This is a genomic window from Campylobacter hyointestinalis subsp. lawsonii (assembly GCF_013372165.1).
Lineage (GTDB): Bacteria > Campylobacterota > Campylobacteria > Campylobacterales > Campylobacteraceae > Campylobacter > Campylobacter lawsonii.
The window spans coordinates 1,074,198-1,090,399 of the sequence record NZ_CP053828.1; the positions used below are offsets into that span (position 1 = coordinate 1,074,198).

A 16,202-nucleotide genomic window follows, 5' to 3' on the forward strand; every position below is an offset into this window, starting at 1 on the left:
TTCCTTAAGCAAGTTTTTTAAGCGCTTCTTTTATAAGTGAAGTCGTGTCGCCACTCACGCATTCGCTAAGCACTTTTGAAATTCTATCTCTTTTAAAACCTAAACTCTCAAGAGCCATAAACGCTTCATTTTGATAACTCTCCATAGAGCTTATCTCGCTAAATTTAGCATCGCTTAGCTGAGCGATGAGAGTTCTAGCAGTCTTTGGCCCGATACCAGGAACTCTTCTTAAAGTCTCAGAATCTCCATTTATTATCGCTCTACTAAAATCATCTGGGCTTAGAGAAGAACATACCGCCATAGCAGTCGCAGCACCTATACCATTTACCTTTAAAAGCATTTCAAAAATGCGTTGCTCACTCTCTTTGATAAAGCCATAAAGTAAATTTGCATCTTCTCTGATGATCTGAGTAATAAAAAGCTCTACATTGTCGCCTTTATTTAAATTTGAGCTTGTAAAAAGCGATATAAAAACGCCATACGTTACGCCACAAGGCAGTTTTAGCCAAATGCTAGTTGGCTCTTTTTTTGTGATTATTCCTTCTATTGCTTTTATCATAGGTCTATCTCGTTTGATTTTTTTATCTCATACACATCTTCATCTGCTACGACTAGATGCTTAAGCATAATGAGCTTTGCTAGTTCGTTCTCTTTTGTGCTATATACGATCTCTTTTTTAGGTTCTATTAGTTTAAATTTGATCTCATTTAGCTCTTTCCATCTATCTTTATTTATGATCTTAGCATCAAAAACCATACTTTGCATCTGTTTTAACTCATCGTGCAAATTATCTAAAGCTGCTTTTTTTCTTTGAAATTCTTTTAGTGCTGTGTTGTACTCTTGGACTAAAGCTTGAAAATCTTTTAGTTTATTGATAAATGATATCGGCGGAGTTTTAGAATCGTTTCTTAGCTCTTCTATCCTCTGTTTTATCAAATTTACAGACTCTTTGTTTGATTCTATAACGCTTCGTTTTTTCTTTAGTTCTCTTGGTGTAGAGGCTATCTCATTTTGAATATTTGAGATCTTTTGCATATATTCGTTAAATTTATCTTCATAATCCAAAATCTTAGCGGCGTCTATTATAAATTTATTATTGCTACCTTTTAGCTCATCTACTTGCACTATAACTGAAGCTGTTATATTTACGTTAGAAAATAGCTTTCCTATATAGACTTCAGATGCTATTATCTCTCCGCCTATAGCCGAATTTATCGTAGCTTTTTTAGCTTTTACATAACCGCCCTCTAGTCTATCGATAGTAGCTTCATCACAAGTAAGCTTTCCTAAATGCACAGAGATAAAAGCGCTTTGTGCTTCGATAGTGGATTTGGCGTGAGTCTGTCCGCCTATACTCACTTCTTTAGCAACTATACGTGCGTTTTTTGCTACATTTCCTTCTACATTTAGCTTAGTAGTTTCTATGCTCATGCCAGTACCTACTGCATCTTTTAAAACATCGCTTTCTTTTATATTGATTTTTACATCTTTATTTAATCCTGCTTCTATAGAACCTGTAGTTTTAAAGCTTACTTCATTGACATCTAGTTCATCTGCGATATCATAAGTATCTTTTTCTTTGCTTACGTATCCGTTTTTTTTCGCAAAATACTTTATGCTATTTTCATCTTCACGCATTTCGATATTATCAGTATAATTTATCTGAACTTGATTTGCTATTTTAGGTTCATTTACCGGTATAAGCTCACCTTTTACATTTCTTCCTGGAACTCCAAATTTAGGTTTTATATACTCGATGATAAGCTCACCTGGGCTAACGCTTTGGATAAATCCGCGGTTTGCATAATCGACTTTATCTTCTTTATTGTCTTTTTTTGCTTTGTTAATGTAATAGTAAATGATAGCATCATCTACACTTTGCAAAGGATCAAGTCCCAAAGCCACCACAAATGTGACGCTTTTATCTATTATGCCTTTTATACGCAAAACAGAAGTTAGTCTTCTTATCTCTTTTAGCATTACAGAATTTCTTATACCTATCAAAACTCCGATTTTTATGAGTCTTTTATAGATTGTGTTTATGAGCTCTGATTCAAATGTAGGTGTGTATTTTACATCTAAGCTCTCTTTTATAGTTGCGACTATCTTTGTCATACTTTTATTTGCACCAAAAGAAATTTTAGGCATCAAAGAAGCACTTCTAGTACTTTTATCAAAATACTCTACATTATAGCTTTGTGATATAACAAGATTTTTGTTTGAAATAAACTCATCGTCGTTAAATATATTTAGAGATTTTTCATCAACATCTTTAAATTCGCTATCAGCGTCGGTTTTGTATTTTGTATATACGGCTAAAATATTAAAGTCTATATTATTTATATCTACGTTTGCTTTATGCGCTATATCTTCTAAATCTTCATAAACATTTTTTGTAGTTATGACTACAGGAGACATAGCACCTTTTACTTCTGCCATTTATATCCTTAATAATCTCAAAGAGTGAGTTAAAATTATAAACAAATATTTCTAAATTTGATATAAAATAAAAAAATGATATAATTCCACACTATAAACTAAAACGGAGTTTCAAATTTGAAACAAAAACTTGTATTAATAGGAGCCTCTACTGGAGGTCCAGGGCATCTAAGAGAGCTTTTTAGGGATATTATCTTACCACAAAATGTTTCTATAGTCATAGCTCAGCATATGAATAAAGCGTTTTTGCCAAGCTTTGTTAAAGAATTTAATAAAGATATAAAATCTGAAGCAACTATGGTCAAAGAAAAAGAGTTACTAAAAAATCAAATTTATATATGTGAAAAAAATAGTATCATACTAGATACAAAACAGCTTATGATAAGTCCAGACAATAGTGGAATTCCAACTATATTTAATCCAAATGTAAATATGCTATTTTCTTCGGCGGTGAGTGCTTGTAAGTTTAGTGATGTTTTTGCTGTACTTTTAACAGGACTTGGCGATGATGGGGCGATAGGACTTGACAAACTATATAAATCAGGAGCAAAATGTATAGCCGAAAACGAAGAAACAGCAATAGTATATGGAATGCCAAAACGCGCCAAAGAGTTAAATCCAAAGCTAGAAACCGCAAATTTACACAATATAAAAATAGAATTAGAGAAATTTATAAATGAATGATTTATCTTTAGAAAATCTAGATAAGATACTAGATGTAGCAAAGAGATTTAGCGGAAACGACCTTGCAAATAAAAAAGGAATTTTAAAACATAGAATCACGAATTTTATGAATTTAAATTCCATAAAAGACGGCGATGAATTGCTGCAAAAAATTTCATACGATAGCTCTCTAAGACAAAAATTTATAAATCTTATAACCGTAAATGAGACATATTTTTACAGAGAGTTAAAACAGCTAAATGCCATAATAGAATACGCAAATTCTCTAGGCGGATATGTAAATATACTCTGCATACCTTGTAGCAGTGGCGATGAAGTTTATTCACTAGCTATACTTACAAAAGCAGTAGGCATAGCAAACAAAGTAAAGATAACAGGACTTGATATAAACTCAGAAGTCATAGAACAAGCTAAAAAAGGAATTTATGGCGAAAGAGCCGTAAAAAATTTGAATAATAAAGAACTTAATACATATTTTACTAAAATAGAAGACAAATTTAAGATAAAAAAAGAGCTTTTAGGTAAAATTGAGTTTAAACAAGCAAATTTATTTGATCCAGAATTTCTAAAGCTTGGGACATTTGATATAGTCAGCTCAAGAAATATGCTTATATATTTTGATGAAGCCCATAGACTAAATGCCATAGAGAGATTTGCTAAGATCTTAAAACCAAATGGAAGACTATATGTAGGAAATGCCGATCTAGTACCACACACTGATACTTATAAAAAAGTTATAAATAGCAGTACTAGCTACTATGAGAAGTTATAGTTTATACTTCTCATATACAAATTTATAGTAAAACGCACCTATCAAAAACACAGATCCCATACTAAAAGTTATAGCCATAAGACTTATGCCTAGCTCATACGCAAAACCGATAGTGAGCGAAACAAAAGCCGAGATAATAAAATACACCATATCTTTATACGCTATAACTCTACCATAAAATTTCTTGTCGCAGCTATTTTGAAGCATAGTAAATGTAAATGACCAAAGACTAGAAGTACAAAATCCAGCTGCGATAAGCCCGATAAGCCCAAGATAGTAATTAAACTGCAAAATAGCCCAAAGCCCGATACCTAAAAACTCACCGATAAATAGCCAAAACAGAGTTTTTGTATTTATAAATTTACTAAGAATTATAGGACCTACTACAAGAGATAAGGCTCTAGTCATATTCATAAATCCTATTACAAGCGATGCACTTAAGATCTCCTTATATGGATACTTTGCCATAAGAGCGATAAGATTATCATAAGCAGTAATCCCTACAAAAGAGTGAAGTAAGATAAGATGCACTATAAGTGGGTTGTTTTTTATGTATTTTAAACCATCTTTCATCATTAAAAAAGCCTTTTGAGTTTTGGTTTTTACGATATTTGGAATATTTAGCTTAGTTAGAAGAAACATACCAAATATATAAAGAGCAAAATCAAACAAAAATGCCTCTTTAACACCAAAATAGTGTATAAAAACTCCGGCTATACCCATTCCAGCAGTATATGAAGCCGCCCAGATGATAGAGTGAATCTCATTTGCTAGTTTGAGATTTTTCTTGCTTAGCAAATTTGGAAGTAAGCTCATTTCTGTTTGAAAATACGTAACTCCTACTCCCATTCGTATAAATATCAAAACAAATAAAAACCATAAAAGACTAAGATCATCTATAAAAACAAGCATTAAAACGCTCACAGTTTCTATAAGCATCAAAAATATCATCATAGGTTTTGGATTAAATTTATCTATAATGATCCCATTTATCGGAGCTAAAAATACATTTGGTATAAAAGCCATCGCAGCTGCTAAAGTAATAGCCCAAACAGGAGCTTTTAGATCTATAAGAAGAGTAAAAATTCCAGTATGCGAAAACCACATACCAAAATAGCATATCATCTGTATAGAAGCCAAAATTCTAAGATTTCTATTGTATTTTAGAAGTGCTAAATACTTTATCATATATTATTTGCTAAGTTTGTAGTTATAATTATCCCTAAATTCACCTTCAACCAAATTTCCTTCAAAATCTAACCTATTTAAATTTTCCCCATCCTTTTTAAAACGCAATGTCTCATCATCGCTAGGAATGACTATAATATCGCCCTCTACGCTATACACACCATTTTTAGTAAAAGTCTCATTTGTATCTTTTACATAAGTTTCACTTAAAACAAAGCTTCCATTATCATCTAAAACTAAAACAGATACTATCTCATCACAATCAGCACAAGGCAAAGATGTCTTAAATGTCTTTGTTTTATTTTGTGGTGATGAACAACCTATAAGCAATGTAAATGCAACTAATGACAACAATGTATTTTTCATACAATTCTCCTTAAAAAATTTAAAGAGTAATTATATCTAAATTTAAGGTAATTAAGCCGTTATTTTGTAAATTAGTGATAAAATCTCGCCAAAAAAACAGAAGGATTATTTTTGAATAGACTTAGCGTAGATGATGCTTTAAATTTACTTCATAATACAGACTTAAACGAGCTTGGAAGACTTGCCTTTGCCAAAAAACAAGAGCTTCACCCACAAAAGATCACGACTTTTATAGTAGATAGAAATATAAACTACACAAATGCATGTTTTATAGATTGTAAATTTTGTGCGTTTTATCGCCATGTAAATGATGATGATGCCTATGTGCTTACCTACGACCAGATAGATAAAAAAATAGAAGAGCTAATCGCTATAGGCGGAACGCAAATTCTATTTCAAGGCGGAGTTCATCCAAAACTTAAGATAGAATGGTACGAAGACCTTGTAGAACATATAGCAAAAAAGTATCCTATGATAGATATCCATGGATTTTCTGCTGTAGAGATAGACTATATAGCAAAAATTTCTAAGATATCCACGCTTGAGGTATTAAAACGTCTAAAAGCTAAAGGGCTTTATAGTATCCCAGGAGCTGGTGCTGAGGTGCTAAGTGATAGAGTAAGAGATATAGTCGCACCTAAAAAATGCAGTAGCCAAAAATGGCTTGATATCCATAAAGAAGCTCACTCTATAGGTATGAAAACTACGGCTACGATGATGTTTGGGACGGTTGAAACTGACACTGAGATAATAGAACACTTGGATAAAATCAGACGTCTTCAAGATGAAACAGGTGGCTTTAGAGCTTTTATACTTTGGAGTTTTCAGTCACAAAACACTAAATTAAAAGAAGAGTATCCAAATATCAAAAAACAATCGCCAAATAGATACTTAAGACTGCTTGCAGTTTCAAGACTATTTTTAGATAATTTTAAAAATATACAAAGTAGCTGGGTGACTCAAGGCAGTTATGTTGGGGCGCTTGCATTAAAATTTGGAGCAAATGATCTAGGTAGCACTATGATGGAAGAAAACGTCGTCAAAGCAGCCGGAGCAAGCTTTAGAATGAGCCAAAATGAGATGATAGAAATCATCAAAGATATAGGCGAAATTCCTGCTAAACGTAACACAAACTATGATATTTTGGAGATGTTTTAGCCCTGATTATGGCCTATTTTATAAATTTAAGTTTATGATATTTTGATTATTTTTGGTTGTCTTACAAAATTTAAATTTATAACATTTTGCTTGGCTATTTACTTTGTATTTATTATATTTTAAAATTACAAAAACTAAATAGCTCAGCCATAATGCTTTATTTTTATTTATTTTTTATCTTTATTTTGTTCTATTTTTATGCTCGTTTTTGATCTTTATAGCTTCAAATATAAATTTAATATATCCGCCTTTATACCAGCTTTTGTGTGCTTTTATAAAAGCATTTCCTAACTTAGATGATTTTTGATGTTTTGGGCTTTTTGGCTAGTTATTTCTAAATTTTTGATCTCTAGGTCTTTTTTGAGTAAGCTCTCGTTTGTTGATTTTAGATTAGCTTCTTGCAAACTCAATTTATCACTAAATTCTTTTATAGCCTTATCTTTTTTATTTATCTCTTCTTTGAGTGAGCTTATCTGCTCTTGTTGGGTTGGTTGTGGTGGCGTGACGGGTTGAGCGGGTTGCGATACCTTTGGTTGTGGCGTGGCTATTAAAACTGGTTGTTTGCTTCTTTGGATTAAATCTTCAAACTGCATTTTTCTAGGGTTAAATGGCTTTATAGCGTGATTTTGGATTCTTCCTTCTAGCTCATCTAAATAGTAATTTATATCTTTTTTATTATCTATCCCATCAAAATCAGCAAAGTGATACTCCCACCATTTTAACCCCAAAAGTCTCTTGATCGTAGCCTCATCAAAGCGGTATTTGAGTATTCTAGCTGGACTTCCACCGACTATAGCATATGGCGGGACATCTTTTGTAACAATGGCATTTTGAGCTACGACGCAGCCTGTGTGAAGTGTAATCCCTGGCTTTAATAGAGCATTTTTCATACATAGACATCATTTTCAAAAATAGTTGGCCCTGGCGTCGGGACTAGCACGCCATGCGGAGTATGCGTATAGGGCTTTTTGATACGCTCTATACTAGCATCTTTAAAAATGTAAAAATTTGGATCATAGATAAAAGATGAAGTTGAGATAGTATCTAAAGGGTACTTTCCTGCTATGAAATTTAACCCAACAGCAATAGAGCAATACATTCCCATTTTGATATCTAGTCTAGGAATAATCGCATTTGAATAGCTAAAACTCCCCCATTTGACAAGCGTTATTACCATTATTTATAGTAGAGTATTCTTCCATAAAACCACTATCTGGGACATTTATCATTTCATCATCTTTGTAGCGACAAATCTTGCCATTTGAATAAGCCATTAATACGCTAAACTCTTCTAAATACTCTCTAACAAATTTATTAACCTTTATTTGCATAATCTCTCCCGCGAAACTTTGGCGGTAGATTATCAAAAAAAATGAAATGAGAAAAATATACTAGTTTATTTATTTAAGATTAGTTTCAATAATCTTAAATCAAATTTGGTAAATTTGATGATTTCCTTTAAACTACGCGAAATAGAAAATAGATCGCTTTGCATTGGCGTGGGATTTAGCATAATATCTTGTATAGTCTTGCAAAAATTTAAAAATGATTAAAAATAAAATTTAAAGCCCACTTAATTAGACTTTAAATTTTATTTAATGTTTTATAAAACTAAGTTTGTGAGACATTAAATATCAAATTTCCCATAGAATTAACTATGGGAAATTTTATGTTATTTAGCACCTTTTGGTGATGAAAATGCACTCAAGTTTGGAGCTTTATCCTTAAATTTTTCTATATTTACTAAGGCCGTATTAGAGCAGTTGCCATTGGCTAGTTTGCTTGTAGGGATATCTATGGTTAAAACGTTTGCCGAGCCATTTTTGCATAGTCCGCTATCAAAGCCATCATACCACGCACCTTCGCAAAGCTTAAGCACACCAGGTGGCACATCATCATTTACTCTAGCACCAGCTAAAATCTCGCCCCTAGCATTAAAAACACGAACTAAATCGCCATCTTTGATGCCCAAATTTTTAGCATCTTTTAAATTTATTGTGATAGCTTCTCTGTCATTTACGCTGTTTTCGCTTCTAATGTGCGTATTGTTTTGTTGTGAGTGAAGGCGATTGTCTGGATGCGGAGTTAGTAGATGAAAATTTGCTTGTTTATTTTTCATACCTAGCCACTCAGCAGGTTCAAACCATTTTGGATGAGCAGCGCAATCATCATAGCCCATCTTTTCTATCGTTTCAGAGTAAATTTCAATCAAACCAGATGGCGTTCCTAAAGCGTTTAAAATAGGGTCTTCTCTAAAATCTGCGTATCTGACATAATTTTCGCTATCTATATTTGATAAAAACTCAGTTGGCTCATTTTTATTCCACCATTCCTCAAAGCTTGGCATTTGCATACCTAAGGCGATGTTTGAATTTACTTGATTTTTAGCTACATCATAAAACTCTTTTAGCCAGTCCATCTCTGTTTTGCCGTTTTCTGTGAAAGCTTCGGCTAATCCATCTGCGTATGCTTTACAAAGATCAGTAAAAATTTCATAATCATCTTTTGCAAGGTATTGTTTTTCCACTACTTGCTTCATAGGGATTATATGCATATTTGAGTAATCTCCACTCATAGTGACATCGTTTCTTTCATACTCAGTTGTCACAGGAAAGACTATATCTGCCATTTTTGCCGTTGGTGTCCAGTAAATCTCATTTACGACTATGGTGCGTGGTTTTCGCCAAGCTTTGATATTTTTATTTGTATCTTGCTGATGAGTTAGCGGTGCTCCACCAGCCCAGTAAATAAAGTCGATATCAGGATATGTTATCTTAGTCCCATTATGGTCTAAAACCTTGCCTGGATTTAATATAGCATCAGCTATCCTAGCTACTGGAAATGCCGTATCTGTCGTTTTGGCTAGCCAAGCTGGAGTGCCATCATCTTCTTTTATAGCGTTTGCAAGTCCTAGGAATTTATCATCTTTTATCACGCCTATGCTAGCTGCATTTATACCGCCTAAAATACCTCCTACGCAAGTTGGTGCCCCACCATTGCTGTAGTGATAGCTAAGCCCAAATCCACCACCTGCAAGTCCGATCTGTCCTATCATACTAGCTAGAGTTACTAAAGCCCAATGAGGCTGCTCGCCGTGATGAGCCCTTTGCATTCCCCAGCCACTCATCAGCATTGTGCGATTTTTGTAAAATTTAATCGCTAAATCTTTTATGATTTTTTCATCAATTGCGCAAATTTTACTGGCCCATTTTGGTGTTTTTGGTGTTTTATCTTTTTTACCTAGCAAATAAGATAAGAATTTATCAAAGCCAACAGTATATGTTTCAAGGAAGTTTTTATCATAATTTTGAGTTTCATAAAGATGATACATCATACCAAGCATCATTGCTACGTCTGTGTTTGGAATAGGTCTGATATGCTGTGCTTTGCTTCCAAAGAATTTAGTTGTTTGAGTTTTGAGTGGGTCTATGATGATAATCTCTTTATTGCTATCTCTTAGTTTTTCAAAGTATTTAAATCCTTGCTCTTCTGTTACGCTCCAAGCAAGTCTTAGAGTAGATATCGGATTCATTCCCCATAAAACAACTACTTTTGAATTTTCTAAAACAACTGGCCACGCGGTTTGTTGCTCATAAACTTCTATAGTTCCAACTACGTGTGGCATTATGATTTGACTAGCTCCTGTTGAGTAGTCACCCAAACTTCCGGTAAATCCGCCACTTAAATTTAAAAATCTATGTAGCAAAATGCGTGGATTATGTAGTTTTCCAGGACTAAACCAGCCATAACTTCCACCAAAGATGCTTTCATTTCCTTTTTTAGCCCTTGTTTTTTTAAGCTCTCTTGCAACTAGTTTTATCGCATCTTCATAAGGAACTTCGACCCACTCATCTTTTCCTCTTAGCTCAGGTTTTGGGCTATCTGGATTTTGTAGATAGCTTTTTCTTACCATTGGTGCTTTTATGCGGACATTTTCTACTAGATCTTTCATAGTGTTTTGAAGAGTGTTTGGTATGTTTGAGGCGCGTAAAAGAGGTTCTGATTTTGCTATTTTTCCATTTTCTACAGTGGCTTTTAAAATTCCCCAGTGAGCTGCTGTAACTACTGTGCCGTTTTTAACCACTTGAGTATTTAAATTCTCAGCAAAAATACTACTTGGAATAAGCGGAGCTAAAGAGAGTGTCGCACCTGCTTTTAAGAAATTTCTTCTGCTATTATCTGTTTTCATTTGGTCTCCTTTATGCTATCTTTTGCATTTTTTTGTAGGTATTGTATGACTAGCCACTCATCTTTTTTATCTATCGGTGTTCTTGAAAGCATAGATTTAAAAAGCGATGGCCATTGATTTGCGCTGTACCTATCTATCTTATGTAGGGCATGACAAACAGAGCAGTTTGTAGTATATAGCTCACTAGCCTTTTTCATCATAGGCTCTAAGTTATTTTCAAATTCACCACTTGTAGTATAAGCATCTACTTTTACTTCATTCCACTGCCCGTTTTTTCCTTCTTTTATGATTTCAAATTTAGGCACTTTAGTCTTAGCAAAGGCTAGAGATAAAATTCTTTGATTGTCGCTATAATAAACAACATTTGGCACGGCTGGATTTTGGTAGCCTCTTAGACTAAATTTAATAAATCCATCCTTTTGTTCTAAAATCTCTACAGAATTAGTAGGAAGAAGTTTTCCTGCTATGATGCTTGAGTTTTTGTCTAGATATACTGGCTTTACAGCGTTGCTATAGACGACTTCGCCAAAAGCATAACCACAAAAAAGCAAACCCATAAATAAGGCTTTTTTCATATTTGCTCCTTTAAAAAATTATAAAATTATATGGTAAAATATTTTTTAGCAATGTCATATTGATGACATTTTTGATTTAAAAGCTAAAAATTTAAGGTAGTTTTATGAAAAGCAAATCAAGCTCTATAAATACAACTAGACTAAACCTTGGTAGGTATGATAACTACTCATTGCTTAGCGATGATGAGCTTAGTAAATTTAAACAAGTTTGCCATCTAAAATCAAATACAATCTACTGCGATAAACTTCAAATTTTACTCATAAAATCAGGCTCTGCGAAGCTTAGCTTTTTTGAAAATGGAAAGGAATTTATACTAAATTTTCTAAGTCAAGGAAATATCGCCTTACTTGATAAAAATATCTCTATGGAGTTTTTAGAAAATAGCGAAGTTTTAGAAATAAGCCTATATAAAGTGCAAAAGCTCTTAAAAAATGAGAAGTTTTCTATGTCGCTATTTAACTCTCTTATAAGGCAAATAGTTCTTCAAAGAAATATCATAAAAGATATTGTTTTTAAAAATATAGATAGGAGACTTTATAGTTTTTTGATCTCTTTAGCAAACGAACAAAATGAGTTTATAAGGGATAAGCAGGTTATAACCTTACCTTTTTCTATCAAAACTCTATCTGAGCTACTTGGCTTTGAGAGACAAAGCGTATCTACTGCTTTTAATAAGCTATTAAAAACTGGTTTTTTATCAAAATGCGGTAAAAATAGATATATGATAAATTTGATTTAGCTTTAAGCTAAATCAAGATTAAAATCTAAGTCCAGCTGTGATGGCTGTATTTATGCTATGCTCATTTTTTGCTATCTCGCTTGAGATAAGGAATTTAATAAATTTATTGCCTTTTTCGATATTTGTATCGATACCAAAATAAACGCTATCTTTATTTAGCTTATAATTATGCGTCCAAGTGCTATTACTAGCATCAACAAAATACTCTTTACTAGCAAAATTATCACTATTTAAACGCCTTGTATAAAACGCAAAGCCATTTAAGGTGGTAAAAGTATTATTTTGGTTGATGAAGCTATAAGCTAGATTTCCACCTAGGCTTAAATTTAAAGTATCTAAATCTATATCATTATAGCCCTTAGCAAGTATGCCGCCACTCTCTTTAAAGCCATCTTGTTTAGAGTATATGTAATTTAAGATAGAAATCGGCGTCCAAACAAGGTTATCACCGATGATAAAATCTTTTGATATACCAAGCTCAGTTGAGACAAAATAGCTCTTATAATCTGCTTGAAGCTTTGTATCTTGTGTTAAAATTTGACGCTCCATATCGTTAAAGGCTAGTCCAAAATCCACTCCGCCTATTAAGCTAACAACTCCAAAATCTTTTAAGCCGTTTAATCCAACAGAGACTATCTGACTTTTTAAGTCTGAAAATTTATAATCTCCATTTTGGTATGAGTAGTTTAAAAATGCCCCTACTCTCACATCATCACTTATCCATTTTCTAGTGTTTAGATCCACAGAGTAGGCATTAGTTTTATACCCATCGCCTTTGAAGTTCGTGTATGAGACCTTGCTTGAGATTTCGCTTTTGCTTAAAGCATCATTATAATCTTGTAAGATATCATAGACCATATTATCAGCCATATCGCTATTTATAAGGGCTAATTGCGAATTTTTAGCTATTGCAGCGACTTTAGCAGCATTACTTAGTGAGCCTCCAGCTAAAAAAGAGATATTATTTAGCATAGAGCGATTTTGGAAATTTAGCGTATCTTTTGTATTTGAAAGAGTATCATTTGGGTTTGTGCTAGATAAAATTTCTTGTTTTTCATCTTGACTTTTTCCACCTAATTCTCCAAAGAATTGTTTATATTTTTGGCTTAAATTCGCTGAACTGCTAATCTGCATCAATGCCTGAGATACTGCCAAGTTTGTAGCTGGTGAGGCGTTTGTAGGCTTATAGGCATCTTCTTTTACTTCTACTATTATAGTGTTGTTGCCAAAATTATTTGTGTTTTCATTGCTTGGTGGATTTATGTTTTCACTGCTTTGATTGCCATTATTTTTATTTTCTAGATTGTTGTTCTCATTATTTGGCTTGTTGTTCTCACTGCTTGGTGGATTTATGTTTTCATTGCTTTGATTGCTAGAATTGTTGGTGTTTTCACTGCTTTGATTGCCATTATTTTTATTTTCTAGATTGTTGTTCTCATTATTTGGCTTGTTGTTCTCACTGCTTGGTGGATTTATGCTTTCATTGCTTTGATTGCTAGAATTGTTGGTGTTTTCACTTGATATTATTGTGTTATTATCTTTTAGCTTAAAATTTAAAGTGCTTGTATCTAGGACTGAGATATTAGTAAATTTATCTAAATTCCCATTCTCACTAAGCTTATTAAAATTAATTGTAATCTCTTGTCCATTGTGAAAAAACTCCCCACTAAGCGGGATATAAACCAAATTTCCGCCCTTGATATCATAGTTTGTAGCGATGATATCTGAGTTGGTGGTATTATTGAAATTTATATGTAGATTGCCGTTTTGATTTTGGGTATATGTGCCATTTACATTTAAAACGCCGATTTGCCCCGCTCCACCAGGCATCACAATACCGCTTTCATTAGTGAGATTTTTGGCTATGGTTCCAGTTCCGCTTATCATACCACGATTTCTAGCAAAAACATCACCATTTATCAGCTTTCCGACGATTCTAGCCTCACCGCCATTGATAGCGTATAAATTTTGTTTAGCGTTAGTTTCGCCTGATATTAGAATTTGACCGCCATTATCAGCATATAGATCTGAATTCTCCGCCGTTACGCTATCAAACTCTAAAATCCCGCCACGAGCTATCGTAGGTCCGTTGTATCTTAAAGTATTTTGGCTAAATTTAAGCGTTCCATTTCCCGTTTTTATAAATCCAGCTTGTAAAGTGGATAAATTCGATTTTACTCTATCATCGCTTTTAAGAGAGTTTGTAGCGTCGTTTAAATGGTATGTATCATCCCATTTTATCTCATCTATGTCATTTGTGAAAGTGCCATTTAGCCCATTTGTATCGATGGTGTAAAATCCATAATACTTTTTAACTCCATTACCGTCGTCAAACTCTTGGATATCATTAGGATTTAGGCGATTTATATTTAGCGCTGCTAAGCCATTTAAGGCTTTTTGAGCGTCTAAAATACCACTACCAATGAAATCTTCTTTACTTAGTTTCATCACTGCTACCGAATTTGCTTTGAGACTGCTACTAGCATCGGCGTTGCTTTTTAGTAAATGTTCTATTATATATTTTGCTATGCTTTCATCATCTTGGCTTGATTTAAATCCAGCTGCTACTAAATCTTTTTTGACTTGTTCGAAGTCTATAGCTTTATCTTTTGTTGGCACTTCTTTATTGATATAAAAAATGCTATAAAACTCAGACAAGCCATTTTTGCCTACATTTTTAGTTACAACCAAATTTGGAGTCTCTATATTTTTATTCGCCGTAGTTAGCAAGATATCGCCGATTTGTGAGCCATTTAAAAATGGAAATTTCTGCTCTACTAAAGTTGCCACCCCGCTTACAAATGGCGCTGCAAAGCTAGTCCCAGAATCTATGATAGTGGTGGTTTGGTCTGTTTTTATATCCTTGCTATAAATATCATAATATATATAGCCATATCTACCATTTGCCGTTACTATGTTTTGAGCTGGTGCCATAATGCCATAAAGAGACGCTCCACCTTTAAAAAAATTGCTATAAGCATAAATTCCTTGCTTTGTGATGAGATCATTTAGGATTACCTTGCTTTTATCGCCTCTGCCTTGGCTCCATTTATCTGCTACTGCTTTCCAGTCTTCTTCCGCAATGGCGCTGATTTTAAACTTTCCGTCATTTTGGATAGTAATTTTATCAGCATTCAAGCCCCCAACAGCCAAAAGCCCACGATAGCTCTCATCATAGCTTGGCAAAATAGAATTCGCTCTAGGTGAGCTAAAACCATCATTTCCTACGCCTACTACATTTAATATCCCTTGCTCTTTAGATAGCTCAGCTAGGGCTTGAGCCCTTTGCAAACTTATATCGCTTTGAGTGAGCTTTTTAAATTCTTCATAACTTATAGTGTTGCTATTTTGATTGCTTATATCTATAAACTCTAGGCCATTGCCCCATTTGCGATTTATAAGAGCAAATCCATCACTAGCGTAGCTATGATTTATTACTTTTACGCCACTATCTATCATCTTTTGGATATCTGCTTTTATATCGCCTGAGTATAGCGGGCTTGGATTTAGATAGGCTAATCCATAGTATTTAGCACCGTTTGCTACTCCTTTTAGCTCATCACCATTACCGACTATAAGCGATGCCACTTGAGTGCCGTGAAGCATAGTAGCTTTATCGTTGCCAGCAAAGCGATCGCTATCAATTTTATTATTGATCGAACCTATTAATTTATCTTTTAAGATAGGATTATTTGTGTTAAATACGCTATCTACAACGCCGACCACCACGCCAGTGCCGTTTATATTTGGATTTTCTTGTCTTGCCTTATCAAGATTGATTAATTTATCAGCAACTTCATTTGCTTGTGTTGATGCATTTGTATTTGATAATAAAACCGTTGCACATACTAATGAGAATGTGATTTTTGAAATTTTATTCATTTACGCCCCCTTCTACATAGCTTAAATCAACTTTGGAAAGCAATTTAAATATTCAAAATTAAATCTGTAAATTTAATAAATTTAAAATTAAATTTCCATTAAATATATTATATATATTTATAAGTATAATCGAAAAAAATAAATATTTTTTGATAAAAATCAAATTTAAAAAATCAAATTTAATAAAAATAAAATGAGAATTTTAAAAG

Annotated in this window: 14 protein-coding genes; 4 read left to right on the forward strand and 10 right to left on the reverse strand. The window is 33.3% G+C overall.

The genetic code is table 11. The features are described from left to right. Positions 1 to 4 precede the first annotated feature (4 nt). Complete coding sequence (ruvA, locus tag CHLWT_RS05470; RefSeq protein WP_059430975.1) at positions 5 to 559, reverse strand: Holliday junction branch migration protein RuvA; 555 nt, start codon at positions 557 to 559, stop codon at positions 5 to 7. Further along, a complete protein-coding gene (locus CHLWT_RS05475; protein WP_112000537.1) occupies positions 556 to 2,439 on the reverse strand; it encodes a flagellar assembly protein A in 1,884 nt (627 codons plus the stop codon). The genes ruvA and CHLWT_RS05475 overlap by 4 nt, the downstream gene beginning before the upstream one ends. Positions 2,440 to 2,556: 117 nt before the next feature. Between CHLWT_RS05475 and CHLWT_RS05480 the strand changes: the two genes are divergently transcribed. Continuing rightward, on the forward strand, positions 2,557 to 3,123 hold the full coding sequence (locus tag CHLWT_RS05480) for a CheB methylesterase domain-containing protein (protein ID WP_111985992.1): 567 nt from the start codon (positions 2,557 to 2,559) through the stop codon (positions 3,121 to 3,123). After that, the gene (locus CHLWT_RS05485; protein ID WP_111975452.1) at positions 3,116 to 3,895 is read left to right on the forward strand and encodes a CheR family methyltransferase; all 780 of its coding nucleotides are present in this window, start codon (positions 3,116 to 3,118) and stop codon (positions 3,893 to 3,895) included. Before CHLWT_RS05480 ends, CHLWT_RS05485 begins: the two co-directional genes overlap by 8 nt. Here the strand turns inward: CHLWT_RS05485 and CHLWT_RS05490 are convergent. Both CHLWT_RS05490 and CHLWT_RS05495 read right to left on the reverse strand, forming a co-directional pair. Next, on the reverse strand, positions 3,890 to 5,080 hold the full coding sequence (locus CHLWT_RS05490; protein WP_244948812.1) for an MFS transporter: 1,191 nt from the start codon (positions 5,078 to 5,080) through the stop codon (positions 3,890 to 3,892). The two genes, CHLWT_RS05485 and CHLWT_RS05490, sit on opposite strands and share 6 nt — an antisense overlap. A gap of 6 nt (positions 5,081 to 5,086) precedes the next feature. Further along, positions 5,087 to 5,449, reverse strand: coding sequence for a copper resistance protein NlpE N-terminal domain-containing protein (locus tag CHLWT_RS05495; RefSeq protein ID WP_111949719.1), 363 nt, complete (start codon positions 5,447 to 5,449; stop codon positions 5,087 to 5,089). Between the two features lie 111 nt (positions 5,450 to 5,560). Between CHLWT_RS05495 and CHLWT_RS05500 the strand changes: the two genes are divergently transcribed. Then, entirely contained in the window at positions 5,561 to 6,607 is a 1,047-nt protein-coding gene (locus tag CHLWT_RS05500; RefSeq protein ID WP_063998042.1) for a dehypoxanthine futalosine cyclase, read from the forward strand. A 287-nt stretch (positions 6,608 to 6,894) separates the two neighbouring features. On the opposite strand, the gene CHLWT_RS05505 is transcribed toward CHLWT_RS05500, so the two are convergent. The 5 genes from CHLWT_RS05505 to CHLWT_RS05525 form a co-directional block, all read right to left on the reverse strand. Beyond that, positions 6,895 to 7,497 carry an LbetaH domain-containing protein gene (locus CHLWT_RS05505; RefSeq protein ID WP_176320865.1) on the reverse strand — a complete coding sequence of 201 codons (603 nt, stop codon included), beginning with the start codon at positions 7,495 to 7,497 and terminating at the stop codon, positions 6,895 to 6,897. Next, on the reverse strand, positions 7,494 to 7,784 hold the full coding sequence (locus CHLWT_RS05510) for a hypothetical protein (protein WP_112000785.1): 291 nt from the start codon (positions 7,782 to 7,784) through the stop codon (positions 7,494 to 7,496). The genes CHLWT_RS05505 and CHLWT_RS05510 overlap by 4 nt, the downstream gene beginning before the upstream one ends. Continuing rightward, positions 7,750 to 7,938: a hypothetical protein gene (locus CHLWT_RS05515; protein WP_112000786.1), complete on the reverse strand. Its 189-nt coding sequence runs from the start codon at positions 7,936 to 7,938 to the stop codon at positions 7,750 to 7,752. The genes CHLWT_RS05510 and CHLWT_RS05515 overlap by 35 nt, the downstream gene beginning before the upstream one ends. 341 nt (positions 7,939 to 8,279) lie before the next feature. Beyond that, entirely contained in the window at positions 8,280 to 10,796 is a 2,517-nt protein-coding gene (locus CHLWT_RS05520) for a molybdopterin guanine dinucleotide-containing S/N-oxide reductase (RefSeq protein ID WP_112000787.1), read from the reverse strand. Further along, positions 10,793 to 11,371, reverse strand: coding sequence for a cytochrome C (locus CHLWT_RS05525; RefSeq protein WP_112000788.1), 579 nt, complete (start codon positions 11,369 to 11,371; stop codon positions 10,793 to 10,795). The genes CHLWT_RS05520 and CHLWT_RS05525 overlap by 4 nt, the downstream gene beginning before the upstream one ends. A gap of 104 nt (positions 11,372 to 11,475) precedes the next feature. Here CHLWT_RS05525 and CHLWT_RS05530 point away from each other — a divergent pair, with 104 nt between their 5' ends. Beyond that, positions 11,476 to 12,111 (forward strand): Crp/Fnr family transcriptional regulator, encoded by a 636-nt coding sequence (locus CHLWT_RS05530; RefSeq protein ID WP_063998039.1) that lies wholly within the window; start codon positions 11,476 to 11,478, stop codon positions 12,109 to 12,111. 18 nt (positions 12,112 to 12,129) lie between these two features. On the opposite strand, the gene CHLWT_RS05535 is transcribed toward CHLWT_RS05530, so the two are convergent. Next, positions 12,130 to 15,993 carry a S8 family serine peptidase gene (locus CHLWT_RS05535; RefSeq protein ID WP_151062177.1) on the reverse strand — a complete coding sequence of 1,288 codons (3,864 nt, stop codon included), beginning with the start codon at positions 15,991 to 15,993 and terminating at the stop codon, positions 12,130 to 12,132. Positions 15,994 to 16,202 lie beyond the last annotated feature (209 nt).

Coding starts and splice junctions, on each gene's coding strand:
- CHLWT_RS05535 (WP_151062177.1), bottom strand. CDS start 15,993: ATGAATAAAATTTCAAAAATCACATTCTCATTAGTATGTGCAACGGTT.
- CHLWT_RS05525 (WP_112000788.1), bottom strand. CDS start 11,371: ATGAAAAAAGCCTTATTTATGGGTTTGCTTTTTTGTGGTTATGCTTTT.
- CHLWT_RS05510 (WP_112000785.1), bottom strand. CDS start 7,784: ATGGTAATAACGCTTGTCAAATGGGGGAGTTTTAGCTATTCAAATGCG.
- CHLWT_RS05475 (WP_112000537.1), bottom strand. CDS start 2,439: ATGGCAGAAGTAAAAGGTGCTATGTCTCCTGTAGTCATAACTACAAAA.
- CHLWT_RS05530 (WP_063998039.1), top strand. CDS start 11,476: ATGAAAAGCAAATCAAGCTCTATAAATACAACTAGACTAAACCTTGGT.
- CHLWT_RS05520 (WP_112000787.1), bottom strand. CDS start 10,796: ATGAAAACAGATAATAGCAGAAGAAATTTCTTAAAAGCAGGTGCGACA.
- ruvA (WP_059430975.1), bottom strand. CDS start 559: ATGATAAAAGCAATAGAAGGAATAATCACAAAAAAAGAGCCAACTAGC.
- CHLWT_RS05485 (WP_111975452.1), top strand. CDS start 3,116: ATGAATGATTTATCTTTAGAAAATCTAGATAAGATACTAGATGTAGCA.
- CHLWT_RS05495 (WP_111949719.1), bottom strand. CDS start 5,449: ATGAAAAATACATTGTTGTCATTAGTTGCATTTACATTGCTTATAGGT.
- CHLWT_RS05505 (WP_176320865.1), bottom strand. CDS start 7,497: ATGAAAAATGCTCTATTAAAGCCAGGGATTACACTTCACACAGGCTGC.
- CHLWT_RS05515 (WP_112000786.1), bottom strand. CDS start 7,938: ATGCAAATAAAGGTTAATAAATTTGTTAGAGAGTATTTAGAAGAGTTT.